Annotated in this window: 18 protein-coding genes; 5 read left to right on the top strand and 13 right to left on the bottom strand. The window is 70.1% G+C overall.

What is annotated here, in order from left to right:
- Window positions 1-19 precede the first annotated feature (19 nt).
- Window positions 20-550 (top strand): GAF domain-containing protein, encoded by a 531-nt coding sequence (locus tag LPC04_RS23260; RefSeq protein WP_275684690.1) that lies wholly within the window; start codon window positions 20-22, stop codon window positions 548-550.
- 2 nt (window positions 551-552) lie between these two features.
- Window positions 553-1,404, top strand: coding sequence for a sugar nucleotide-binding protein (locus tag LPC04_RS23255; protein ID WP_275684689.1), 852 nt, complete (start codon window positions 553-555; stop codon window positions 1,402-1,404).
- Here the strand turns inward: LPC04_RS23255 and LPC04_RS23250 are convergent.
- Window positions 1,325-1,864 carry a hypothetical protein gene (locus LPC04_RS23250; protein ID WP_275684688.1) on the bottom strand — a complete coding sequence of 180 codons (540 nt, stop codon included), beginning with the start codon at window positions 1,862-1,864 and terminating at the stop codon, window positions 1,325-1,327. The two genes, LPC04_RS23255 and LPC04_RS23250, sit on opposite strands and share 80 nt — an antisense overlap.
- Before the next feature lie 136 nt (window positions 1,865-2,000).
- Between LPC04_RS23250 and LPC04_RS23245 the strand changes: the two genes are divergently transcribed.
- Window positions 2,001-3,182, top strand: coding sequence for a hypothetical protein (locus tag LPC04_RS23245; RefSeq protein WP_275684687.1), 1,182 nt, complete (start codon window positions 2,001-2,003; stop codon window positions 3,180-3,182).
- A gap of 5 nt (window positions 3,183-3,187) precedes the next feature.
- On the opposite strand, the gene LPC04_RS23240 is transcribed toward LPC04_RS23245, so the two are convergent.
- Genes LPC04_RS23240 through LPC04_RS23230 form a run of 3 tightly spaced genes read right to left on the bottom strand, consistent with a single transcriptional unit; the run spans window position 3,188 to window position 9,044 of the window.
- The gene (locus LPC04_RS23240) at window positions 3,188-4,612 is read right to left on the bottom strand and encodes an efflux transporter outer membrane subunit (protein ID WP_275684686.1); all 1,425 of its coding nucleotides are present in this window, start codon (window positions 4,610-4,612) and stop codon (window positions 3,188-3,190) included.
- A complete protein-coding gene (locus LPC04_RS23235) occupies window positions 4,609-5,820 on the bottom strand; it encodes an efflux RND transporter periplasmic adaptor subunit (RefSeq protein ID WP_275684685.1) in 1,212 nt (403 codons plus the stop codon). Before LPC04_RS23235 ends, LPC04_RS23240 begins: the two co-directional genes overlap by 4 nt.
- Before the next feature lie 2 nt (window positions 5,821-5,822).
- The gene (locus LPC04_RS23230) at window positions 5,823-9,044 is read right to left on the bottom strand and encodes an efflux RND transporter permease subunit (protein WP_275684684.1); all 3,222 of its coding nucleotides are present in this window, start codon (window positions 9,042-9,044) and stop codon (window positions 5,823-5,825) included.
- A gap of 228 nt (window positions 9,045-9,272) precedes the next feature.
- Between LPC04_RS23230 and LPC04_RS23225 the strand changes: the two genes are divergently transcribed.
- Window positions 9,273-11,651: a hypothetical protein gene (locus tag LPC04_RS23225; RefSeq protein ID WP_275684683.1), complete on the top strand. Its 2,379-nt coding sequence runs from the start codon at window positions 9,273-9,275 to the stop codon at window positions 11,649-11,651.
- A 9-nt stretch (window positions 11,652-11,660) separates the two neighbouring features.
- Here the strand turns inward: LPC04_RS23225 and LPC04_RS23220 are convergent, their stop codons facing one another.
- The 9 genes from LPC04_RS23220 to LPC04_RS23180 all read right to left on the bottom strand — a co-directional run bounded on the left by LPC04_RS23220 (window position 11,661) and on the right by LPC04_RS23180 (window position 21,699).
- Window positions 11,661-12,188: a dihydrofolate reductase gene (locus tag LPC04_RS23220; protein ID WP_275684682.1), complete on the bottom strand. Its 528-nt coding sequence runs from the start codon at window positions 12,186-12,188 to the stop codon at window positions 11,661-11,663.
- A complete protein-coding gene (locus LPC04_RS23215; protein WP_275684681.1) occupies window positions 12,185-13,015 on the bottom strand; it encodes a thymidylate synthase in 831 nt (276 codons plus the stop codon). Before LPC04_RS23215 ends, LPC04_RS23220 begins: the two co-directional genes overlap by 4 nt.
- Window positions 13,016-13,061: 46 nt before the next feature.
- On the bottom strand, window positions 13,062-13,796 hold the full coding sequence (locus tag LPC04_RS23210; protein WP_275684680.1) for a helix-turn-helix domain-containing protein: 735 nt from the start codon (window positions 13,794-13,796) through the stop codon (window positions 13,062-13,064).
- A gap of 69 nt (window positions 13,797-13,865) precedes the next feature.
- The gene (locus tag LPC04_RS23205) at window positions 13,866-15,494 is read right to left on the bottom strand and encodes a serine hydrolase domain-containing protein (protein ID WP_275684679.1); all 1,629 of its coding nucleotides are present in this window, start codon (window positions 15,492-15,494) and stop codon (window positions 13,866-13,868) included.
- Window positions 15,491-16,228: a helix-turn-helix domain-containing protein gene (locus tag LPC04_RS23200; protein WP_275684678.1), complete on the bottom strand. Its 738-nt coding sequence runs from the start codon at window positions 16,226-16,228 to the stop codon at window positions 15,491-15,493. Before LPC04_RS23200 ends, LPC04_RS23205 begins: the two co-directional genes overlap by 4 nt.
- Before the next feature lie 6 nt (window positions 16,229-16,234).
- Complete coding sequence (locus LPC04_RS23195) at window positions 16,235-17,521, bottom strand: peptide MFS transporter (protein ID WP_275684677.1); 1,287 nt, start codon at window positions 17,519-17,521, stop codon at window positions 16,235-16,237.
- Window positions 17,522-17,537: 16 nt separating this feature from the next.
- Complete coding sequence (locus LPC04_RS23190; RefSeq protein WP_275684676.1) at window positions 17,538-19,541, bottom strand: serine hydrolase domain-containing protein; 2,004 nt, start codon at window positions 19,539-19,541, stop codon at window positions 17,538-17,540.
- An 8-nt stretch (window positions 19,542-19,549) separates the two neighbouring features.
- Window positions 19,550-20,713: an NAD(P)/FAD-dependent oxidoreductase gene (locus tag LPC04_RS23185; protein WP_275684675.1), complete on the bottom strand. Its 1,164-nt coding sequence runs from the start codon at window positions 20,711-20,713 to the stop codon at window positions 19,550-19,552.
- Between the two features lie 14 nt (window positions 20,714-20,727).
- Window positions 20,728-21,699 (bottom strand): dipeptidase, encoded by a 972-nt coding sequence (locus LPC04_RS23180; protein ID WP_275684674.1) that lies wholly within the window; start codon window positions 21,697-21,699, stop codon window positions 20,728-20,730.
- 360 nt (window positions 21,700-22,059) lie between these two features.
- Between LPC04_RS23180 and LPC04_RS23175 the strand changes: the two genes are divergently transcribed.
- Complete coding sequence (locus LPC04_RS23175) at window positions 22,060-24,285, top strand: TonB-dependent receptor (protein WP_275684673.1); 2,226 nt, start codon at window positions 22,060-22,062, stop codon at window positions 24,283-24,285.
- The last annotated feature ends 1 nt before the right edge of the window (window position 24,286 follow it).

The following is a 24,286-nucleotide window of genomic DNA, read 5'->3' as shown; positions in this document are numbered from 1 at the left end:
GCCTCCCAACGGTGCCCGCGTGAAGCCGACGTTCAATTTCCATCACCTGATGCGCGACCACTCGCTGGCCGTCGACCTCGGACGCATGACCGAGACCGACGCCGCCACCGCGGTCGCCCGCGCGATCCAGCAGACCCTGGCCTGCGCCCGTGTGAACTTCTGGAACGTGTCGGGGCCGGTCGGGCAACGCGCGATGCGCCGCATCACCGGCTACGACGGGCGCGCCGCGCGCGTGCTGGCGGAGCCGCTGGAACTGCGCGAGACCACCGGCGAGTTCTTCAGGCAACTGCATGACAACGGCTGCTACGTCTGCCCCGACGCCGCCACCGATCCGATCCTGCGCGAGATCTTCCGCACCTACCTGCAGCCGACGCGGGGCGTGACGATGATCGTCGCGGCGTTCTACCTCGACGAGAAGACCTGGGGAATGATCTCGTGCGTGCACGACGCGCCGCGGCGCTGGACGGCCGAGGAGATCACGGCGCTGCGCAAGTGCGCGTCGGAGCTGTCGCGCCGGCGCGCGCAGGTGCTGGACGTCCAGGGCCGCTAGGCATGCGACTGCTGGTCACCGGCCTGACCGGCACCCTCGCGCCGCATCTTGCGCATCTGGCCGAAGCGGCGGGATGGCGGATCCTCGGCTGGGATCGCCACGCCGTTCCCGCCGACGACGGCGTGCAGGCGCGTGCGTGGCTGGCGCAGGCGCGTCCCGACGCCATCGCTCACCTGGCCATCGGCAACGTCGTCTGGGCCGGGCTGCTGGCCGGGCATGCGCACGAGCACGGCATCCCGTTGCTGTTCACGAGCACCGCGATGGTGTTCGACCACGACCCCGACGGCCCGCACGACGTCGCCGATGCCCGCACGGCGCGCGACGACTACGGCCGCGGCAAGATCGCCTGCGAGGACGCGATCCGCCGCGCGTGTCCTGCCGCGGCGATCGCGCGCCTGGGCTGGCAGATCGATGAACGCGCCGTCGGCAACAACATGCTCGCCGAGCTTGATCGCTGGCAGGCGCGCGACGGCCGCATCGTCGCGAGTTCGCGCTGGACGCCCGCCTGCAGCTTCATGGCCGACACCTGCGAGGCGCTGCTGGCCCTGTTGACGACGCGCCAGGCGGGCACCGTGCATCTCGATTCGAACGCCGCCGAGGCCTGGCGCTTCGACGAGATCGTCATGGCGCTGAAGACGCGATTCGCGCGCGACTGGACCGTCGAGGTCGATGGATCCGCCGCGGCGTACGCGCACGACCAGCGGCTGGTCGGCGGCTCAGCGACGCTGCCGGCGCTGTCGACGCGCCTGCCGTCGCTCGCGCGTCGAGGCGCGCCTACCGGTAGACCTTGTACGAGCCGGGCACGTTGCCGTCGTAGTACTTGCCGCCTTGCTCGCCGTCGCGCAGCACGGTGATCTTGCCGCCGGTGGTGGAGACGTCGCCGAGATAGCCCGTCACGCGGATCTGGCTGTAGCCGTCGCCCTTGAGCGCCTCGCAGGTGCGCTGCGCGAACGGATCGTCGCCCTTGGCGGTGCGCAGCCCGCCGCCGCACACCAGCAGCTTCAGGTCGATGAACGCCTTGGTCAGGCCTTCCTTGCGGATGACGACGGCCAGTTCCTCGGGCGAATACTTCTTCAGGCCGTCCGCGCGCTGCGCGCCGGTGAAGCGCGAGCCGCCGGTGGCGCCATGGCAGATCAGCAGCAGCGTGTCCCAGGGCGAGACGCCGTCCAGGCATCCGCCGAAGAAGCGCGAGACAGCCTTGCCCTTGCCCGAGACGAAGTGGTTGCTGAGCGTGTACTGGCCGCCGAGCTGGAGGCCGCTCGCGAAGTCCCGCATTTCCTGCGTGGGGACGGGCAGATAGATCCAGGTGGTCATGGAGTCCTCGTCGTGTGTTCGCGGATGTTGTGGAGCACTCTAGTCGAGGCGTCCCGCGGGTCGGACCGGGTTAAACGCGCATGCGCGCCGAGCGCGACAATGCGCCTGAAGCCAGTTCCCTACTTTGCCGACCCAGATGCTCGATTCATTTTCGCGCCAATGCGCTGCTCGTCTTCTTGCCACTTCGCTCGCCCTCTCGTGCGCGGCTTGCTCGCCCGGCGAGTCGAAGGAGTGGGTCGACGTGGCGCAGCTCCATGACGGCAGCACACTGGAGGTGACGAGGCTCGTCAGATCGAGTTATGGCGATGGCCCGCTCGATCAAGCCCTCCAGAAGCTGCCGCACTTTCATGAACTGAGCGCAGTCGTACCGGGAACCCAGTCCGAATTGCACTGGAAAGGGCCCTACGAAATGGTCCCTGTCATGCTCGATTTCGTCGATGGCGTTCCCTATCTGGTGATCTTGCAGAACAGCAGCTTTTCGGACATGAAGAGTTTTGGCTGCCCGGAGATTCCATTCGTGTTCCTGAAATATGAACAGGTCGGGTCGACATGGCGACAGATCCAGCCGGCGTCGATGCCGGCGGCGCTGACCAAGGCCAACTTGTCCGGCGGCGACAACGAGCTTGGACAGATGCGCGATCACTGGCAAGGCGTGGCCGAGATCGCCGAAGCGAATTTACGGATGGAAAGAATGTCGAACGGCTATTTCGCCACGACTGTCCCGCGCGACTTCGCTTCCTGGAATTTCGCGAACAAGGAAGCAGAGAGGCACCGTCATTTCAAGGATGGCTGTCATGTGCCTCAGCCGAAGGTGGAAAGCCTGCTTGAACGACTTCCCGCGCAAAGTGTCGCGTTGGAAGTTCTCGAATCCACGGAACTCCGCCCGGAGCTGGTCTTGAGCAGCGGCGGGTGGGCGAAGGTTGCGTGGGACGCGGAACGCGAAAGCCGCTGCGACGAGTTCATCAAACCGGAATACGAAGGCTCTGCCGCCGAAGTATTCATCAAGGATCTCTCAGGCCTGAAGCGAGCGCCGTTTCCCAGCATCCGCATCTGCGAGCGGGACGCCTTGTGGCTCGGCAATTACGTTCCGCCGAAAAGCAGCGTCATCCTCTCCAAGTATCTGCCGACAGGCGAGAGGGTCTACACGATCAGTTTCAAGGAGCCCGATGCACTGCCTGGGCACCTGGGCGCACTGATGGCCCCGACGTTCAAGGTGTCGAATGGCTACATGGCGTTCGACTGGTGGGATTCGGATCAGAAAGGCGAGGAGCGATACGTCATACGTCGCATGAAGGTCCGGCTGAAGGAGCCGAACTAGTTCGCTCAGGCCCCGCCGCCGCTCCAGCCGCCGCCCAGCGCCTTGACGAGCGCCGTCGCCACGATCTGCCGCTGGCCCGCGAGCTGCGCGGCCTGCAGCTGCACGGTCAGCAGCGACTGCTGCGCCGTGATCACGTCGAGATAGGTCGCCACGCCGCCTTCGTAGCGCGCGTCGGCCATGTCCAGAACGCGCTGTGCCGACGCGACGGCCACCTGGGCCTGCGCGGTGGCGCGATCGAGCGAGGCGACGCCCGTGATGCCGTCCTCGACCTCCTGCATCGCGGTCAGCAGCGTGCGGCGATAGGTGGCGACCGTGGCGTCGTAGCCGGCCTTGGCGAAGTCGACGTTGGCGCGCGTGCGTCCGGCGTCGAACAGGGTCTGCGTGGCCGAGACCCCGATAGCCCAGACCAGGCTGGGCGCGTTGAACAGCGTGCTGAGCGCGCGGCTCTCCTCGCCGATGCTCGGTTGCAGGAAGATGCTGGGATAGAACGCCGCCGTCGCGACGCCGATCTGCGCGTTGGCCGCGGCCATCGCGCGCTCGGCGGACGCGACGTCGGGCCGGCGCTGCAGCAGGTCGGACGGTACACCCACGGGTATCGGCGGCGGCCGCAGGTCGCGCTTGACCGGCGGCAGGCTGAACGTGGGCGCGGGCGCGCCGATCAGCGCGGCGATCGCGTGCTCGAACTGCGCGCGCTGGCGCTTCTGCACGTCGACCTGGGTCAGCGTCGAGTCCAGCAGGGCCTGCTGCTGCGCGACCTCGAGGCCGGTGCCGGCGCCGAGGTCGTGGCGCTGGTTGACGAAGCCGAGTGCCTTGCGCTGCAGCGCGATCGAGCGATCGAGCACGTCCAGCGAGGCGTCCAGCGTGACGAGGTTGTACCAGTCCGACGCCAGCTCCGCGCTGACGACCAGCCGCGTGTTCGCAAGGTCGGCCGCCGACTGCTCCGCCGACGCCTTCGCACCCTCGACGCTGCGCGAGACACGCCCGGCCAGGTCGACCTCGTAGTTGACGCTCAGGCCCAGCGGGAAGTCGTTCTGCACCGTCGAGAAGTTCGGCGACGCGTAGTTCGCGAGCGGGCGGTTGGCCGAGATGCGGAAGCGCTGGTCGTGCGACGCCAGGCTCAGCGACGGGAACAGGCCGGCCGACGTGGCGGTGACGGTCGCGCGCGCCTGCGCGAGACGCGCGGCCGCGATCGCGAGCGTGGGGCTGTCGGCCATCGCACGCGTCTCGAGCGCATCGAGCTGCGCGTCGCCGAAGGCCTTCCACCAGTCGCCCTTGTCGGCGGCGTCGGCGGGCGCGCCGGTGCGCCAGGGCGCCTCCAGCTTCCAGGCCACGGGCAGGTCGGGCGTCGGGCGCTTGTAGTCGGGGCCGACGGCGCAGCCCGCGACCGCGAGCGCCGCCGCGAGCAGCGTGAGGCGGAACGACGTCTTCACGCCGGGGCCTTCGCCGTCGCGGGCGGCTGCGTGGTGACGACGTCGCCGTCCACCAGCGAGTCGGGCGGGTTCAGCACCAGGCGGTCGGTCTGCTGCAGGCCGCTCGTGACTTCGACGGTGGTGCCGTTGTTGCGGCCCAGCGTGACGGCGTGGAGCTTGACCTTGCCCTGGCCGTCGATCACCGCCACGCGCGTGCCCTCGCCGCGGAACAGCAGCGTGTTGCTGGGGATCGAGAGCGAGGCGCTGGCCGTCAGCGGCAGCGCGACCTGCACGTAGGCGCCGGGCAGCAGCGCGCCGTCCTTGTTCGCCAGCGACACCTCGACCTGCATCGTGCGCGTGCCGGCGTCGATCGAGCCCGACGTGCGGGTGACCTGGCCCTTGAACTGCTGGTCGCGCAGCTCGGCCTGCGTCACGGTGACGGCCTGCCCGGTCTTGACGAGGTTGGCGTAGGACTGCGGCACGCTGATGTAGACGCGCAGCGGATCGGTCTGCGACAGCAGGAACAGCGGCTTGCCGCTGCCGTCGATCAGGTCGCCGACGTCGATGTTGCGCTTGGTGACGATGCCGGCGAACGGCGCGGTCACGTGCTTGAACGCCTCGAGCTGCGACAGGCGCTGCAGGTTGGCGTCGGCGGCCGCGAGGTTGGCCTTGGCCTGCACCAGCGCGGCGCGGCGCTCGTCGAGGTCCTGCTGCGCGACGACGTCCTTCTTGCGCAGCGCGTCCCAGCGGTCGACGGTGGTCTGCGCGAGGGCGACGGTCGAGGCCGTCTGGTCGCGCACGGCCCTGGCCTGCGAGACCTGCTGGTCGAGCTCCGGCGCCTCGAGCTCGGCGAGCACGTCGCCTTTCTCGACACGGCTGCCGATGTCCTTGGTCCAGCTCTTGACGTAGCCCGCCGCGCGCGCCGCGATCGGCGCCTGCACGGCGCCCTGCAGCGTGCCGGGCAGCGCCACGGTGCGGCCCGCGCCCGCGGGTTGGGGCAGCGCCGTCTTGACGTAGATCGCGGTGTGCTCGGCGACGCTGGCGTCGAGATCCCTGCCGTTGGCCGCGCGGCTCAGCACGGTGCGCGCGGCGCCCACGCCCAGCAGCACCAACACGGCGATGGTGACGATCTTCAGGCCGCGCACGACCTTGCGGCGCTGCAGGTGATGGTGTTCGTCGTCGCCGGCGGCGGCGTGGATGCCGAGGCCGGCATGTCGCTGCTCAGTCATGGTCAGGTCTCCTGCGGATGGGGAACGTGGGGCGCCGCCGGCGCGTGGTCCGGGCGGCGCCGGTGGCGCGCCTCGAGCCGGCGGTGCACGCCGGCGAAGACCACCGGCACGAAGAGGAGGGTGGACACGGTGGCGAACAGCAGGCCGCCGATGACGGCGCGTCCGAGCGGCGCGTTCTGCTCGGCGCCTTCGCCCAGGCCGAGGGCCATGGGCATCATGCCGATGATCATCGCCAGCGCGGTCATCATCACGGGACGCAGCCGGGTCGCGCCGGCCTCGAGCGCGGACGCCAGCACCGGCACGCCTTCCTCGCGGCGCTGGCGCGCGAACGAGATCATCAGGATGGAGTTGGCCGTGGCGACGCCCATCGTCATGATCGCGCCGGTCAGCGCCGGCACGCTCAGCGTCGTGCCGGTGATGAACAGCATCCACGCGATGCCGGCCAGCGCGGCGGGCAGGGCGGCGATGATGATCAGCGCGTCGATCCAGGACTGGAAATTGACGACCACGAGCAGGTAGACCAGCACGATGGCCATCGCGAGGCCGACGATCAGGCCGAGGAACGACGCCTGCATCGTCTGCACCTGCCCGCGCACGACGACCGCGCTGCCGCGGGGCAGCTTGGCGCGCGTCGCGTCCACCAGCTGCGTCACCTGCTTGGCCACGTTGGCCAGGTCGGTGCCCTGCACGCTGACGAAGACGTCGATCGCCGGCTGGATGTTGTAGCGCGACGAGACGGCCTGCTGCACCGCCGGATTCACCTTGACGAGGTTGCCGAGCAGCTGCGTGGTGCCGGTGGTGGTGGCGCCGACGCCGTTGCCGAGACCCACCGGCGTGGCCAGCAGCGAGTCGAGCGAGTCGATGTTGTACTGGGGCGTCTGCACCGCGATGTTGTAGACGATGCCGTTCTGCGGATTGAGCCAGAACGCCGGCGCGACCTGCGAGCTGCCCGACAGCGCCACCAGCACGTTCTGGCCGACGTTGGTCGCGCTCAGGCCGACCTGCTGCAGCCGCGCGCGGTCCATGTCGAGGTTGATGGCGGGCAGGTCGTTGCGCTGGTGCACGTGGCTGTCGACGGCGCCGGGAATCTGCTCGATCTGCTTGTTCAGGGTCGCGGCGAGCGCGGCGTTGGCGACGACGTCGTTGCCGGTGAACTGCACGTCGATGGCCGCCGGCAGGCCGAAGTTCAGGATCTGCGTGACGATGTCGGCCGGCTGGAAGAAGAACTCGATGCCGGGGAAGCGCTTCGGCAACTCGCGGCGCAGCATCGCGACGAAGTCCGCCGTCGGCTTGTGATCCGTGGTCAGCGCGATCTGGATCTCGCCGTCCAGCGTGCCGATCGTGCCGGCGTTGCTGTACGACAGGTTGATGCCGGAGTTGGGCACGCCGAGGTTGTCCAGCACCGTCGCGAGCTGGTCGGCCGGCACGAGCTGGCGGATCTGCGCCTCGATCTCGTCGGCCGAGCGCGCCGTCTCCTCGATGCGCGTGCCGGTGGGCATGCGGAAATGCAGGCGGATCTGGCCGCCGTCGACGGCCGGGAAGAAGTCGCGGCCGAGCGCGAAGAACAGGCCGCAGGACAGCAGGCAGAACGCCATGAAGCCGAGCGAGAAGTTGCGCCGGTGCGAGAGCAGCACCGACAGCGCCATCGTGTAGCCGCCGCGCACCTGCTCGAAGCGGCGGTCGAAGGCCACGTTCAGGCGCTTCATCAGGTTGGGCCGGGTGCCCTCCGGCGGCGTGCCATGGTGCTGGCCCCGCATCAGCAGCATCACGAGCGTGGGCACCAGCGTCCGCGACAGCAGGTAGGACGCGGCCATCGCGAACACGACGGCCTCGGCCATCGGCACGAACAGGAAGCGCGCGACGCCGGACAGGAAGAACATCGGCACGAACACGATGCAGATGCACACGGTCGACACGAAGGCCGGCACGCCGATCTCGCCCGCGCCGACGATGATGGCCTCGTTCAACTCGGTGCCCAGGTGCAGGTGGCGCTCGATGTTCTCGATCGTGACGATGGCCTGGTCGACCAGCACGCCCACCGACAGCGCCAGGCCGCCCAGCGTCATGAGGTTGAGCGTCTCGCCGAGCAGCTGCAGGATGATCACCGAGGTCAGGATGGACAGCGGGATCGTCAGCGCGATCACCAGCGTTGAGCGCCAGTTGCCCAGGAACAGCAGCACCAGCGCGGCGGTCAGGCCGGCGGCGATCAGCGCTTCGGTCACGACGCCGGCGACCGCGGCCTTGACGAAGACCGACTGGTCGAACAGCGTCTTGACCGAGATCTCCTTGGGCATCTGCGCCGCGGCCGTGGGCAGCAGCGCGCGCAGGTTGGACATGATGTCCAGCGTCGACGCGCCGCCGTTCTTCAGCACCGACAGCAGCACGCCGCGCTGGCCGTCCTGGCGCACGATGTTGGTCTGCGGCGAGAAGCCGTCGCGCACGAAGCCGACGTCGCCGATGGTGGTGGTGGCGCCGTTGACGGTGCGGATCGGCAGGTCGTTGAGCGCGGCGATGGTGTCGGTCGAGCCGTTCAGCTTGACCGTGTACTCGGTCGGCCCGAACTTGGCGGTGCCGGACGGCAGGATCAGGTTCTGCACGTTCAGCGCCGTGACGACGTCGGCCGGCGACAGGCCGCGCGCCTGCATCGCGTTGGTGTCGAGGTCGATCGACACCAGCTTGCTCTTGCCGCCGTACGGATACGGGATCGCGACGCCGGGGATGTTGACCAGCTGCGGCCGCAGGATGTTGACGGCCGCGTCGAACACGGACTGCTCGGGCAGCGTGCCGCTCGACAGGCCCAGCTGCACCACCGGGATGCTGGACGCCGAGTACTTGATGATCAGCGGCGGCGTGATGCCCGGCGGCAGCTGCTTGATCTGCGTCTGCTCGATGGCCGCGACCTGGGCGATCGCCGTCTGGATGTTGGCGTTGGGCTGGAAGAAGATCTTGATGACCGCGATGCCCGACAGCGTCTGCGACTCGATGTGCTCGATGTCGGACACCGTCGTCGTCAGGCTGCGCTCGTTCTGCGACGTGATGCGCTGGCCCATCTCCTGGGCCGACATGCCCGTGTAGTTCCAGACGATCGAGATGACCGGGATGTTGATCTCGGGCAGGATGTCCGTCGGCATCTTCAGCAGCGCGAACGGCGTCGCGAGCACGATCAGCATCGCCATGACGATGAACGTGTAGGGCCGTTTCAGCGCGAGCTGGATCAAGTTCATGGAAGCGCTATTCCCGAGGCAGTCAAGCCCGCGATCATAGTGACAAGACGTGAAGCGACCCTCATCTTTCGGGGATCCCCTTTCGTTCTGGTCGGCTGTCCGTTTTGTCAGTTACATCCGGCCGGAACAGAACTATTTCGCGGTCCGGGGACGCTGGACGGGCCGGCCGGGATGGCGCGCGGCGGGGCATCGATAACATCGCCGGGCCATCCACCGAACCGGATCCGAATGAACCTCCTGCATGCCTTGCTGGCCCGGACTTGCCGCGCGGCCCTGGCGTTGGCGCTGCTCTCCTCGGCGGCCGGCGCCGGCGCCGAATCGACGACTGCCACCGACGACGCCTTCGGCATCCTGCTGGCCATGCCCGGCGCGCAGCCGAAGGAGGGCGGCTGGATCGTCTCGCAGGAGGCGGCCAGGGACGAGGCCGACCTGATCGAGCAGTTGAAGGACCTGAAGAAGGACGGCGCCAATTTCAATGCCATGCGCCACGGCGGCACGCTGCTGGCGCATGCGATCCGGGCCGGCAAGGATCGCACCGCGATCTGGCTGCTGCGCAACGGGGCCGGCACGAAGAAAGTGGTGTCCAAGGACGACGAGAACGCCGACGACCTCGCGCGCAAGTACCAGCGCGCGGCGCTGGTCAAGGTGCTGGAAGGGCAATACGGGCTGAAGCCGACGCCGCCGGCCGCGCCTGCGCGCAGGCCCGCGGCTGCGGCCCCGGCACCGGTCGCGTCGGCGCCGGGGCCGACGACCCGGATCGAGCAGTCCGTCGCCTTGATGCGGCGCCTGGACAGTCCCATGAGGTATGGCGACGCGAAGGCCGGCGCGGCCGCCGCGCAGGAATGGCAGCGCTGGTCGTCCGCGCTCAGCCAGGAGGAGTTCGCGTCCCTCTTCAAGGACGGCTACGAATTCGATTCGCTGGTCTTCCTCACGCACAAGACCGAGGGCGGGCTGCAGGACGCGCTGGATCGGCTGCCGGACGACCTCGTGCGCCGCCACGCGCAGGTCATCGCGGATGCTCTCGCCCGCGCGACTTTCGCGACCTATGGCCAGGAGCCGCGCATCGAATACACGAATGCGGCGCTCGCCTGGCCCGCGCTCTGGCGCCGCCTCGACCGCCCGCTCAGCTACGACAAGGACAGGGCGCGCGATGTCGCCGGCAACATCCCGCCCGCGCTGTGGCCAGGCCTGTTCGCCAGCGGCTATGCCAATCACGAGGCCGAGGTCACGGGCTGCCTGCTCGCGATGGTCGACCTGCCGCAGCTCGAGGCGCTGTGGCCGGACTTCCAGCGCTACTTCGCCGATGCGCGCGAGCAGGCGGCGGGCCTGGTGCTGGCGGGCTGGCGCGTCGACCACTGGCGCGAGGCTTGTCCCTACGGCAGCGAGCAGCCCGACACCGCCGCCAAGCTGGCCTTCCTGCGCGCGCAAGGCGTCACTGCGCCGGCCTACGGCCTGCGCACGGCCAGCGAGGACGAACCGATGGTGCCGGCACTGGCCGCGATGGTGCAGGCCTTCACGCCGGCGCGGGCGGTCGAGCCGCGCCTGGTCTCCGTCGGACCGGACTGCGGGCTCGTTCGCGGCGAGCGCTGGTTGAATGCGTTGGTCAAGTCGGGGCCGGTGGGCGACGGCGTCTTGCCGACCAGCGCGCAGCTGGTCGAACTGCCCGGAACCCGCGACTGCGGCCTCCTCGTCGGTGGCGACATCTACCCCGAATATCCGAACGTCACCGACGATTTCGACGAAGGCCCGTCTCGCGAGTCGAATGCGCCGCGCTGCGCGGACCTTCCGGACGACGGCGAGATCTGGGCCTTGGGCCGCGACGGCATCCAGAAGATCGCGCTCGCCGGCGGCACGCGCGGGTCGGGCTTCACGCTGGGCAAGGTGCGCGATCTCGAGACCGGCAAGGCCTACCTGTTCGACACCGGCCAGAGCGGCGCGACATGCAACCTGTTCCACGGACTCCCGCGTGCCTACGAATGGCAGGCCGGCGCGAAGGGGCCGGCGCTGGTGTCGAGCGCGGACGTCGACCTGCTCGACAAGCTGCTGCGCCGGCAATGCGAGCAGCCGGACGATCGCTCGGACGTGGAATGCCGCGGCCTGGATCCCGTCGACGCGCCGCCTGCCGAGGGCGTCCCGACGCTCGAGCGCTTGCGCCAGGGCAAGGCGGTCTCGGTGCGCGAACTGGTCGACGCCATCGGCGCGGAGCGCCGCGCAGCCTACGAGGCCGCGCTGGTCGCGCATGACAATGCGCAGCTTCGCGCACTGCTGGCGACCGGTATCCCGCCATGGTGGACCGCGGCCGAGATCCAGGCGCTCGCCAAGGCCGACCTGCCGCTGGACGAGAAGCGCCGCCGCATCGCGCTGCTGTTCGCGGATCCGGTGCAGCTGTCGCGGGCGCTGGGCGACGAGGAAGCCAGTGTCACGAGCACGCTGGGCCCCTGGCTGCCGCGCGAGGACTGGGCGCCGATCCTGCGGCTCGTTCGCAAGAGCCCTGCCAACTGGTACGACGCCCGCCGGCGCTTCGCCGCCCCGGACGGCAGCGCCGTCGGCTGCGACCTCGACCACGCCCAGGGCTTCCTGTGCGGCGGCGGCCTGCAGCCGCAGTGACGACGGCGCTCAGCGCGCCGCGTGCGTGCGGCGGTAGGTGACGAACGCGAAGTCGAAGTCGTTCGGCGCGTCGGCGTGGTGGCGCTCGCGGCCGGTCTCGACGAAGTGCTCGCGCGGCCAGGTCGGGAAGCGCGCGTCGCCGTCGAAGTCGCGGTCGATCTCGGTCAGCACGAGTTCGTCGGCGTGCGGCAGCGCGAGCGCGTAGAGCTCGGCACCGCCGATCACGAACGCGCGCAGGCCGTGCGGATTGGTGGCCACCGACTCGAGCGCCAGCTCCAGCGCCTCCTCGAAGCCGTGCGCCACCAGCGCGCCGTCGGCCTGCCAGCCGGCCTGGCGCGTGACGACGATGTTGGAGCGGCCCGGCAGCGGCCGGAAGCGCTTGGGGATCGAGTCCCAGGTCTTGCGGCCCATGATGACGGGGTTGCCGAGCGTGGTGCGCTTGAAGAACGCCATGTCCTCCGGCAGCTTCCACAGCAGCTCGTTGCCGTGCCCGATGACGCCGTTGCGCGCCACCGCTGCGATCAGCGTGACCTTCATACCGCCACCGGCGCCTTGATCGCCGGGTGGTGCTGGTAGTCCTCCACCGCGAAATCGTCGAATTCATACTCGAGGATGGACGCGGGCTTGCGCTTGATGTGCAGCGTCGGATACGGGAACGGCGTGCGGGCGAGCTGGGTGTCGACCTGCTCGGCGTGGTTCGCGTAAAGGTGGCAGTCGCCGCCGGTCCAGATGAAGTCGCCGACGTCGAGGTCGCATTGCTGCGCGAACATGTGCGTCAGCAGCGCGTAGCTGGCGATGTTGAAGGGCACGCCCAGGAAGATGTCGGCGCTGCGCTGGTAGAGCTGGCACGACAGCTTGCCGCGGCCGCCCGGCGTCTCGGGCGGCGCCACGTAGAACTGGAAGAACGCGTGGCAGGGCATCAGCGCCATCTTGCCCAGGTCGGCCACGTTCCAGGCGCTGACGATGATGCGGCGCGAGTCGGGGTTGGTCTTGAGCTGCTGCACGACCTGGGCGATCTGGTCGATGTGGCCGCCGTCGGGCGTCGGCCACGAGCGCCATTGCACGCCGTAGACCGGGCCGAGGTCGCCGTCCTCGCGGGCCCATTCGTCCCAGATCGTGCAGCCGCGCTCCTGCAGCCACTTGACGTTCGAATCGCCGCGCAGGAACCACAGCAGCTCGAGGATGATGGACTTCAGGTGCACCTTCTTCGTGGTCACCAGCGGGAAGCCCTCGGACAGGTCGAAGCGCATCTGGTGGCCGAACACGCTCGTCGTGCCGGTGCCGGTGCGGTCGGCCTTGAAGCGGCCCTGGTTGCGCACCAGGCGCATGAAATCTTCGTATTGCGAGCGGACGGGACGAGTCATCCGCCGATTTTAACGGCGCGGGCGTTGCCCCTGCGCCGGCGCCGCGTCAGCGCGCGTGCTTGGCCGCCGCCTTGCGGCCGGCGCGCGGCTTGGCGGCGGCCGCCGCGTCCTGCTCGTTGCGGGCCGACACCTTGACGAACATGTCCGCCAGCCGCTCGTCGTCCTCGCCGCGCGGCGCGCAGCTGCAAACGAGGCGGCACGGGCCCTCGGACGCCTTCAGGTACGCGTGCCCCATCTCGCTGTCGAAGTAGATCGAGTCGCCGGCGCGCAGGCGCACGGGCGCGTAGAGCTCGCTGTGGAAGTCGAGCTCGCCCTCGACGACGAACGTGAACTCCTCGCCGGGATGGCGGATGAGGCCGCCGAACTCCTCGTTGAACTCCGCCATCGTGCGCGCGCGGATCTCCACGAACATCGGCGTCATCTTCTTGTTCAGGAGCTCGGTGGCCAGGTAGGTCTGGCGGTAGCTGTGCGTCTCCACCAGTTGCCCGTCGCCGGCGCGCTGCACCGCGCGGCGGCCCGCGGCCAGGCCGCTGCCGCGCGCGGTCTGCGGCTTGGGGTCGACGAGGCTGGCCATGTCCACGCCCAGGCCCTTGCTGATCAGCATCAGCTTGTCGTAGGACAGCGAGACCGAGCCGATCTCCAGCTTGGACAGCGTCGACACCGCCAGGCCCGTGCGTTCGCTCACCTGGGCGAGCGTGAGCCCTTTGCCCAGGCGCAGCGCGCGGATCGTCGCGCCGGGCGAGCCGGCATCGGCGGGCGAGGTCTGACCATTGGCTTTCATGCGGCAGACTCTAGCAGAGGCCGAAACGGTTCTCCCGTTCGGAGAATCCTTGTCCGCCCGGGGCGCGCCTCAGTCGCCGATACGCTCGAAACGCATGCCGCGCGTGCGGCCGGAGTCGACGCGAAAGCCGGTCACCACGCCGTCGCGGCGGTCCACGGACAGCGCGGCGCGCAGCTGCGGATGCACCGCATGCGACAGCGCCACCACGTCCGCCGACAGCGCCTCCAGCGCCAGCTCGTTGACCGCGTACTGGCCGAAGATCCGCAGCTTCCAGGCCTCACCTTCCTGCAGGATGAGGGCGTCGGCGCCGAGATCGGCGGCGCGATAACGGCCCGCCAGCGGCGCGACCGCGTCCGCGGGCGCGGCGTCGGGCAGCAGCTCCAGGCGCAGCACGTGGCCGGACTCGGTGATCTCGAGCGTGGGCGGCGGGTCGCGGTCGGCGATGTCGGCCGTGCGCAGCGTGAACGGGCCCATCGCGATGTCCTCGAAGCCCAGGCGCAGCGTGTCGCCCTCGTCGCGCAGCGGCACCGGCGGGTTGTTCATCAGGCAGATCCCGAGCTTGCCGCCGGCGTCGCCGAAACCCGCGAGCAGGCCGGTGGACGGCGCGTGGTAGCGCTTGCCCAGCACGCTCTTGAAGCGGTCGATCGAGGCGCGTTCCTCGCGCGCCGCCAGCACCTCGTCGCCGAGCATCGTGTCGACGATGCGGTTGGCGAGTTCGACCGCGCTGACGACCGCGCCGTTGGTCATGATGATGATGTCCAGCGCGTGATCCGGCACCGTCAGCATCTGGCACGTGCCCCCGATGACGCCGCCGGCGTGGTGCACGACGCGCACGCCGCGGTAGCCGTGCACCATCAGGCCCAGCGCGTACGGCACCGTGCTGCCGTTGTTCAGGCGCACGGGCGTGGTCATCTGCTTCCACGTGTGGTCGCTGCCCACCGTGTGCGGCCCGCGCAGGTGGGCGAGCCAGCGCAGCATGTCGTCGATGGTGGAGATCATCGCGCCCTCGCCGCGCACCTCCTCGGTCGGGAAGATGCCGCGGCGCCAGCGGCCGTCCGGCTGCGCGACGTGCAGCGTGGCCATGTTGCGGTGGATCTCGAAATCGCTGGGCACCGACTTCGTGTCGACCATGCCCAGCGGCCTGAAGATGCGCTCTTCGAGGAACTGCTCGAACGGCATGCCGCTGACGCGCTCGACGATCAGCGACAGCAGGTGGTAGCCGCCGTTGTTGTAGAGCGTCTTGTCGCCGGGTGCGAAGTTGACGTCGCCTTGCCGGACCTGCGTCCTGAGCGCGACGCCTGTCGGCTTGATCGCCATCGCGTCGCTGAGGAAGCCGACGTCGAGATAGCAGCGATGGCCGCCCGAGTGGTTCATCAACTGGCGCAGCGTCGGCTCGCCCTCCAGCAGCGGCAGCTCGGGCACGTAGGTGCGCACGCCGGCGTCGATGTCGAGCTTGCCGTCCTCCGCCAGCAGCAGCGCGGCCAGGCAGGTGAAGTGCTTGCTGGTCGAGCCGATGCGCATGCGCGTCCAGGCGGTGTTGGCCACGCCCAGCTCGATGCTGGCGAGGCCGAAGCCGCGCCGGTAGACCGGCCGGCCGTGCTGCGCGACGCCGACGACCAGGCCCGGCGCGTCGCTGCGGTTGACCGCCGCGAACAGCTCGTCGAGCGCGTCGACGCCGGTCTTCGTGGTTTCACTCATGCTTTTCTCCGGGTGGCGATGGACGCGTCGGCCGCCAGCGGTTCCACGCTGTGGCGGCCGCCCGCGATGTTGACGAAGACATGCGCGTCGACCGCGTCGTCGGGCCCGCGCGGCGCGCAGCTGCAAAGCAGGCGGCAGCGTCCCGCCGAGGCCTTGAGGTAGGCGTGGCCCATCTCGCTGTCGAAGTAGATCGAGTCGCCCGCGCGCAGGCGCACGGGCGCGTAGAGCTCGCTGTGGAACTCGAGCTCGCCTTCGAGCACGTAGCTGAACTCCTCGCCCGGATGGCGGATCAGCCCGCCGAACTCGGCGACGAACTCGTCCAGCGTGCGGGCGCGGATCTCCACGAAGATGGGCGTCATCTTCTTGTTCAGCAGCTCGGTGGCCAGGTAGGTCTGGCGATAGCTGCCGGTCTCGACGACCTGGCCCTCCCCGGCGCGCTGCAGCACGCGGCGGCCCGACGTGAGGCCCGGCACGCGCGGCTGCTGCGGCTTCGGGTCGACGAGGCTGGCCATGTCCAGCCCCAGTCCCTCGCTGATCAGCAGCAGCTTGTCGTAGGACAGCGAGATCGCGCCCTTCTCGAGCTTGGACAGGGTCGAGACCGCGAGCCCGATGCGTGCGCTGACCTGCGCGAGCGTCAGGCCCTGGGCCAGGCGCAGCGCGCGGATGCGCGCGCCGGGCGAGTCGTCGTGCCGCGGCGCGGGCGCGGTCGAATGGCGGGTGGTGTGGTCGATCATGGCGGTTCAGGGCCGCTTCGCGGCGAAGCGGCCGACGGCCCAGAGCAGCGCGCCCGCGATCGCCGCGACGCCGCCGGTCAGCGCGAAGAAGGCGTCGGGCGCGAGGTGCTCCCACGCGGTGCCCAGCACCCCCGAGAGCAGGTTGCCGGCGAAGGCCGCGAGGAACCACGCCGCGATCGTCGTCGCGCGGAAGCGGGCGGGCGCGAGGCTCGCGAACAGGCCGAGCCCCACCGGCAGGATGTAGAGCTCGGCCAGCGTGAACAGCACGAAGAACGCGGTCACCCAGCCGACGCTGGTGGGCGCGTGGCGGGCCATGTCCACGTGCGCGATGGCCGCGAGCGCGAGCCACGACAGCGCCGACACGAACGCGCCGATGGCCATGCGCCCCAGCGGCCGCGCGGCGCCGCGACGGGCCTCGCGCCGCTGCCAGAGCGCGACCAGCAGCGGCGTGATCGCGAACACGAACATCGGGTTGAGCGACTGGATCCAGGTCGCCGGCATCGTCCAGCCGCCGAGATGGCGGTCGACGCTGGTGTCGACCCACACCGCCAAGGTGTTGCCGGTCTGCTCGTAGGCCATGCGGTAGACGACGACCGCGAGGCCGATCGCGACGAGCAGGCCCACGCGCGTCGCGGCGTCGTCGTTCGGCACGGCCTCCACCTTGCGCGCGGCGCGCGGCCCCTCCTTGGGCAGCCAGCGTCCACCGGCCAGGTAGATCGCGAGGCCCAGGCACATCCCGACGCCCGCGGCACCGAAGCCCCAGTGCCATCCGTACACCTCGCCGAGCGTGCCGCACACCAGCGGCGCGAGGAAGGCGCCGAGGTTGATGCCCATGTAGTAGAGGTTGTAGGCGCTCGCGCGGCGCGGGTCGTCGTCCGCATACAGCGCGGCGACCTGGCTGGGCAGGTTGGGCAGGAACAGGCCGTTGCCGATCGCGATGGTGATCATCGCGGGAAAGAACAGCACCTCGCTGGCCATCATGAAGTGGCCCAGCGCCATGATCAGCGAGCCGATCACGATCGCGCGGTGCCGGCCCAGCCAGCGGTCGGAGATCACGCCCCCGGCGATCGGCGTCAGGTACACGCCGGCCGCGTACGCGCCGTAGATCAGCGAGGCCGAGCCCTGCGAGAAGTGCAGCTGCTTGGTCATGTAGTAGACCTGCAGCGCGCGCATGCCGAAGAAGGAGAACTTCTCCCACATCTCCGTCAGGAAGAGGACGGCCAGCCCCGGCGGATGGCCGCGGCGCGGCGTCGCGTCGGCCATCGGGGTGGTGGCGGCGATCGAGGTCGACATGCGCGTCCCGCCCGGATCAGTAGTGGCCGCTGAGGCTCAGCAGGTTGTAGCCGAAGGCCACGGCCAGCAGGTAGGCGAAGGCGATCACGCGCACCGCCGTCCACGCGAGCGTGCCGGCGCGCTTGTGTTCGCGCAGTTGCACGACCAGCAGCCAGACGTTGGCCAGCGTGCCGCCCGCGAAGCCGAGGATGGCGATCACCTGCGCGAGGTGCAGCAGCGGATCGAGCCCGGTGAATGTGGTCGAGATGACCGCCGCGAAGAACGCGACCCAGGCGACGACGGCCGCGAGCAGCGCGAAGGCGCTGGCATCCGCGAGTCGACGCGCCAGGCGCAGCGCCGGGCTCTCGGCGCGCGGCGTCTTCAGGCGACGCCGGACGACGGCGGCGATCGGCCACGTCGCGGCGGCCAGCACGACGATGAACAGCGCGAGGCCGCAGGCCGCCTGCTGCAGTCCGGCCGCGGCGAGGCCGCCAGGCGACTGGTAGCTCCACGCGAAGGCCAGCGAGTCCGTGGCCCAGGCGACGACCTTGCCGTCCTGCACGCGGGCCTGCAGCTTGTCGTGGCCGTCCACCTCGCTCCAGAGGAAGGGCGCGGTCTCGACGAAGGTCTGCGGGTCCAGCAACGTCTTGCTCGTGATCGAGCCGTCCGGGTTGGCGGTGACGTGCGTCGGCGACAGCAGGTCGACCAGCTTGAGGAAGGTCGAGTCCGCGCGCCGCGTGTTGACCCAGGTGCCGGCGATCATCGCGGCGTGCGCCTGCCGGGTCGCCTTGTCGATGGGCGCCGGCGTCTCCGGCTTGGGGAAGTAGCGGTCGGCGAAGCTGTTGAACAGCCGCACGCGCAGCATCTCGCCCATGCCTTCCTTGCCCGGCGCGTTGACCGAGATGAACAGGCCGACGTGGTCGTCGATGAACAGCGCGAGGTCGCTGTGGAAGTAGTTCAGGTCGCCGCCGTGCGCGATCACGCGGTGGCCGTTGATGTCCTGCTGGTAGAAGCCGAGCGCGATGCCGTTGAGGTCGGGGAACAGGCGCGTCGGCGTCGTGTGCATCTTCTGAGCGGTCGCGGCCTGCAGGATGCGAGCGTCGCCGAGCGTGCCGTCCTGCAGGTGCGCGATCATGAAGCGCGACATGTCGTCGGCGGTGGAGCTCAGGCTGCCCGCGGGTGGCAGGTTCACGACCTCGAAGCCGTGGCCTGGCTGCCCCGTCTCCATGTAGCCCTGCGCCATCAGCGGCGCGAGCGCGGCCGGCAGCGGCTGGCGGAACGACGAGTGCGCCATGCCCAGCGGCTGGAAGATGTGGTGCTCGATGTAGTCCTCGTAGGGCTCGCCCGAGACGCGCTGCACGATGTAGCCGGCCAGCGCGGTGGCGTAGTTCGAGTAGCCCGCTGTCGTGCCCGGATCGGCGCGCAGCGGCGGCATGTTGGACACGAGCACGTCGCGCAGCGGCGGCGACGCCGTGTCGAACGCGACGAGATCCTTGATGACCTCCTCGAAGCCGCTGGTCTGCGTCATGATGTGGCGCAGCGTCAGCGGATGGCCGTTGCGCACCGGCACCTTGAAGTCGAGGTACTGGTTGACGTCGGTGTCGAGGTCCAGCTTGCCGAGCTCCACCTGCTGCATCACAGCCGTCCACGTGAACAGCTTCGAGGTCGAGCCCGGGCGGAACAGCGTCGACTTGGGATCGACCGGGATGTGCTTCTCGGCATCGGCCCAGCCGTAGCCCTTCTCGAGCAGCACCTGGCCGTCCTTGACGATCGAGACGACCGCGCCCGGCGTGCGCGCGGTCACCAGCGCGGACGGGATCAGGCCGTCGAGCCAGGACTCGAGATCCTCCCTGGTCAGGGCCTGGGCCGTCGTGATCGTGCCCGCGGGCAGCTGGCCGGTCGACGCGGCGACGGCCGCCTTCGGCGCCTCGGTCGCCCCGGGCTTGGGCGCGACGGGCGAGAGCGGCGCGTCGGCCGCGTGGCCGAGGACGCCCGCGCCGGCGAGCGCGGCGCAGACAACGATGTGGCGCAAGGAATGCATGGTCGGTCTCACGAGTTGGAGGATGAGGATGGGTCGGCGGCGCGCAGCGAGGCGCGCGCGGGCGAGAGGTCGTCCGGGTTCACGCCGTGGGCGACGAGCGTGGCGGGCAGGGCTTCGCCGCAGGCCAGCGCGGCGCCTGCGCGCGCGAGGCCCTCGGCCATCTGGATGCCGTAGCCGCCCTGGCCGACGAACCAGAAGAAGCCCGGCGCGTCGGGCGCGAAGCCGGCGACGGGCGAGCGGTCGTCGGTGAACACGCGCAGCCCGGCCCAGCGCCGCAGCACGCGCGCGACGGGCCGGCCGATCGCGCGCTCGAAGTGATCGACCGCGACGGCGACGTCCCACTCGTCGGGCTGTGCGTCGCAGGGCTCGCTGGGCGTCTCGTCGGCCGGCGACAGCAGCAGCCGTCCCGCCTCGGGCCGGAAGTAGAAGCTCTCGTCGGCGGCGATCGCGGCGGGCCAGTCGTTCGGCTGCAGGCCGTCGGGCGCGTCGATGACCATCGCCGTGCGGCGCAGCGGGCGCAGGCCGACCGGCGCGACGCCCGCGGCGCGCGCGACGAGGTCCCCCCAGGCGCCGGCGGCGTTGACGACGATCGGCGCCTCGTAGTGGCCATCGGCGACCTGCACGCGCCACAGGCCGGCGTCGCGCGTCATGGCCAGCACCGGGCGTGCCGTGACCAGCTCGGCCCCGAGGCGCCGCGCGCCGCGCAGGTAGCCCTGGTGCATGGCGTGCACGTCCATGTCGGCCGAGGCGTCCTCGATCATGCCGCCGCCCAGGAAGCCGGGCCGGAACACGGGCAGCAGCTGCCAGGCCTCGGCGGCATCGAGCAGGCGCGTGCCGGCGCGCACGTCCGCGTCGGCGCGCAGCTCGTCCAGCAAGGCGAGTTGATCGGGCCGCGCGAAGAACAGCGTCGGGCGCGGATGCACCAGCGGGACGTCCGAGAATCCGGGCGGCGGCTGGAACAGGAAATCGCGGCTGGCGCGGCTCAGCGCGCGCACCGGGGCGTTGCCGTAGATGGTGGAGAACAGGGCCGCCGAGCGGCCCGTCGTGTGGTAGCCGGGCTGGTCCTCGCCCTCGAGCAGCAGCACGCGGCCGCGCTGCGCGAGGTGGGCGGCCATGGAGGCGCCCGCGATGCCGGCGCCGATGACGATGAAGTCGAAGCTCTTCGGATTCATGGAGCGTGGCGCGTTCACCGCTTCCAGACCTGGCGCGCGATGCGCAGCCAGTTGCCGCCGAGGACGCAGGCGACGTCGTCCGCGGACATCCCGAGCGCCCGCAGCTCGCGCGCGACCTCGGGGATGCCTTCCGGCGCCATGAAGGCCATGCCGGTGCCGTAGCCCAGCTCGGGCGGGAACTGCTCGGGATGCGCGGCGATGGTCGCGTCGATCTCGCTGCTGTCGTGCATGAAGTCGAGGCCGATGCCCACGTGCTGCGGCCCGACCAGGTCGGCGACGTAGGCGGCCGCGCGCGCCATGCGCGCGGGCGAGGCGTCGTTGTCGCCCAGGAACAGGCCGATGCCGTTGATGCCGATCACGCCGCCGCGCGCCGCGCAGGCCACGATGAGGTCGTCGGGGATGTTGCGCGGGTGGTCGGCCAGCGCGCGCGGGTTCGAGTGCGAGAAGATGACGGGCGTCGGCGACGCGTCGATGGCCTCCCGCGCGGTACGGTACCCCGTATGCGAGCAGCAGGCGACGACGCCCTGCGCGGCCAGTTCCTCCAGCAGGCGGCGGCCGAAGTCGGTCAGGCCCGCGTCCTCGTCCTGGCAGCCGCCGGCGGCGCGGTTGTTGCGGTTGTAGGCCAGCAGCATCCAGCGCACGCCGAGGTCGCGGTACAGGCCGACCAGGCTCAGCTGGTCGTCGATCGCGTTGGCGCCCTCGATGTCGAAGCCGATCGCCAGCTGGCCCGCGGCGCGGGCGCGCGAGATGTCGTCGACGGACTCGATCAGGCGAAAGCGGTCGGCATGCGCGGCGATCCAGGCGCGGAAGGTGGCGAGCATGCGCACGTGCTGCTCGATGCCGTCCTGGCCGTAGCCGACGTTGACCATCACGACGTGCGTGCCGGCCGCGCGGTGGCGTTCCAGTTCGGGCAGGAAGGCCAGGTCGTGCGGGCGCAGCGGCAGGCAGGCGTGGTTGTCCCAGACCAGCGGCGTGTAGTCGTTCATGGCTGGCGCTCCTCGGGCGTGGCGGGCATCGGTGGGCGGGAAGGTCGGCTTTGCATGCGATGAAGTGTCAGCGAAATAGAAAAAGTTTCCAATAGGGAAAATTTGATTTCAGGGTTTGACCTGATCCCGCACCGATCACCTGCCGACTCGACAAGGCGATGCGCCTCTTGGCCGGATCGCTTCCTGCTGCTCATCCCGCCTGCGCTGCAGCGACTTTTACGGCCGCGCCGTGAAGGTTCGGGCGATCTCCGCTGATCGTTTCCACCTACAAGACATCGCTTGTCTGATTTGGAACTTTAGTTTCTACTTCGTATAAATCAAGTGAGCTGGAGCCCCAAGATGACCGCACGGAGCCGTTCGATGAGCAGAACCCACCCCTCGCACGCGCCGGCCGTCGGCGCGGCCCTCGTGTCCGCCGTGCTGGCGTCGATGAGCCTGTCGGCGCGGGCGCAGGCCGTGGCGCCGCCAAGCGCCGCCGCGTCGCAGGCGGCGCAGTCGGACACGCAGGTCGTGACCGTCACCGCCAGCCGACGGCGCGAACCCGCGCGCGACGTGCCGGTGCAGGTCAACGCGCTGCCCGCCCAGGATCTCGAGCGCGCCGGCGCGGCCTCGCTCGCGGACTACGTCGGCGGCCTGCCGGGCGTGGACGTCAAGACCACCAACGGCCCCGGCCTCGGCCAGGTCAGCATCCGCGGCGTCACCACCGGCGACCAGACCATCGCGACGGTCGGCATCTACGTCGACGACGTGGCCTTCGGCTCGAGCAGCGCGTTCGCCGCGGGCTCGACGATGGCGCTCGACATGTCGCTGCTCGACCTCAACCACATCGAGGTGCTGCGCGGCCCGCAGGGCACGCTTTACGGCGCCGGCGCGATGGGCGGCCTGCTGAAGTACGTGACCAACGAGCCGGACACGACGGAGTTGTCCGGCAAGCTGACGCTGGGCGCGAGCGCGATCAAGAGCGGCGGCGTGAGCAGCGTCGAGAGCGGCGTGATCAACGTGCCGCTCAAGGAAGGCGTCGCGGCCATGCGCGTGGCGCTGTTCCATGAGCACCAGGGCGGCTACGTCGACGCCGTCGGCCCGGCGGGCGGCAAGAACATCGACCGCGGCGACACCAGCGGCAGGCGCCTCTCGCTGCTGGTCGAGCCCACCTCGAAGCTGCATGTGCGGCTGACCGCCGTCGACCAGACGATCAACCAGCGCGGCAGCAGCATCGTCGACTACGACCTCGCGACAGGCCGGCCCACCGAGGGCGACCTCAAGCGCCAGCTCGACCTTCGCGAACCGTATCTCGTCAACATCGGGCTGGTGTCTGCGGACATCGAGTACGACATGGGCTGGGCGCGCATCAACTCGGTGACGTCGGCGCAGCAGGAGAAGTCGCGCAACCGGCTCGACGCCTCGTTCTACGACGGCCCGCTGACCGGCGCGGTCGGCGCGCCGGTCACCGATTCGCGGCTGGACAGCTCGCCGGGCGTGCGCAAGCACACGCAGGAGTTCCGCCTCACCTCGGCGCCCGGGGCGCTCGAGTGGCTGGGCGGCCTGTATTTCGACAGCGAGGTCGGCCGGAACTCGCAGCTGCTGGCCGGCAACCTGGAGTCGGACGGCTCCGAGATCGACGTCGTCACCGACTCGCAGCCGTCCACCTACAAGGAACTGGCGGCCTACGGCGACGTCACCTGGAACATGGCCAAGGACTGGTCGCTGACCGGCGGCCTGCGCGTCGCGCGCAATCGCCAGGCCTACGACGTCGTCACCAACGGCGTCGCCGGACCGCCGGGCGGCTCGGCCGAGACGTCCAAGACCTACCTGGCGACGGTGCGCTACGCGCTCACGTCGGTCAGCAACGTCTATTTCCGCGCAGCGAGCGGCTATCGCCCGGGCGGCCCGAATCCGCCCGCGCTCGACGCCAGCGGCAACATCATCCCGGGCTCGCCGCTGAGCTTCAAGTCGGATTCGCTCTGGAGCTACGAGCTCGGCTACAAGGGCGACCTGCTGGACAAGCGCCTGTCCATCGAGACCGCGCTGTACGACGTCGAGTGGAAGGGCATCCAGCAGCCGCTGGCAATCGGCTCCGGGACGGTGATCGTCAACGCCGGCCGTGCCCGCGTCACCGGCGCCGAGCTGTTCGCGCGCTACCACGTGACGCCGGCCTGGTCGCTGGACGCGAGCCTGTCGACGATCGACGCCAAGCTGACCGAGGACGCGCCCGCGCTGGGCCCGTCGGGCTCGCGGCTGCCGAACTCCGCGCGCTTCTCCGGCACGCTGGGCACCACCGGCAACTTCGCGCTGGCCGAGCGTCCGGCCTACGCGGGCGTCAGCGTGCGCTACGTCGGCGAGCGCAACTCGGGCTTCGACAGCGCCGAATCGTCGCAGCCGAACTTCAAGATGCCCGCCTACACGCTGGCCGACCTGCAGGGCGGCGTGACGCTCGGCAAGGTCGACATCGGGCTCTACGTTCGCAACGTGTTCGACAAGCGCGCGATCCTCGGCGCCGACTCCGCGCTCGTCGCGTTCGGCAGCCCGCTGCACGCCACGGTGGCGCAGCCGCGCACCATCGGCGCGACGCTGTCGACGTCGTTCTGAC

This window comes from Scleromatobacter humisilvae (assembly GCF_023231945.1).
GTDB lineage: Bacteria > Pseudomonadota > Gammaproteobacteria > Burkholderiales > Burkholderiaceae_C > Scleromatobacter > Scleromatobacter humisilvae.
This window is presented reverse-complemented; position numbering and strand designations above follow the sequence as displayed.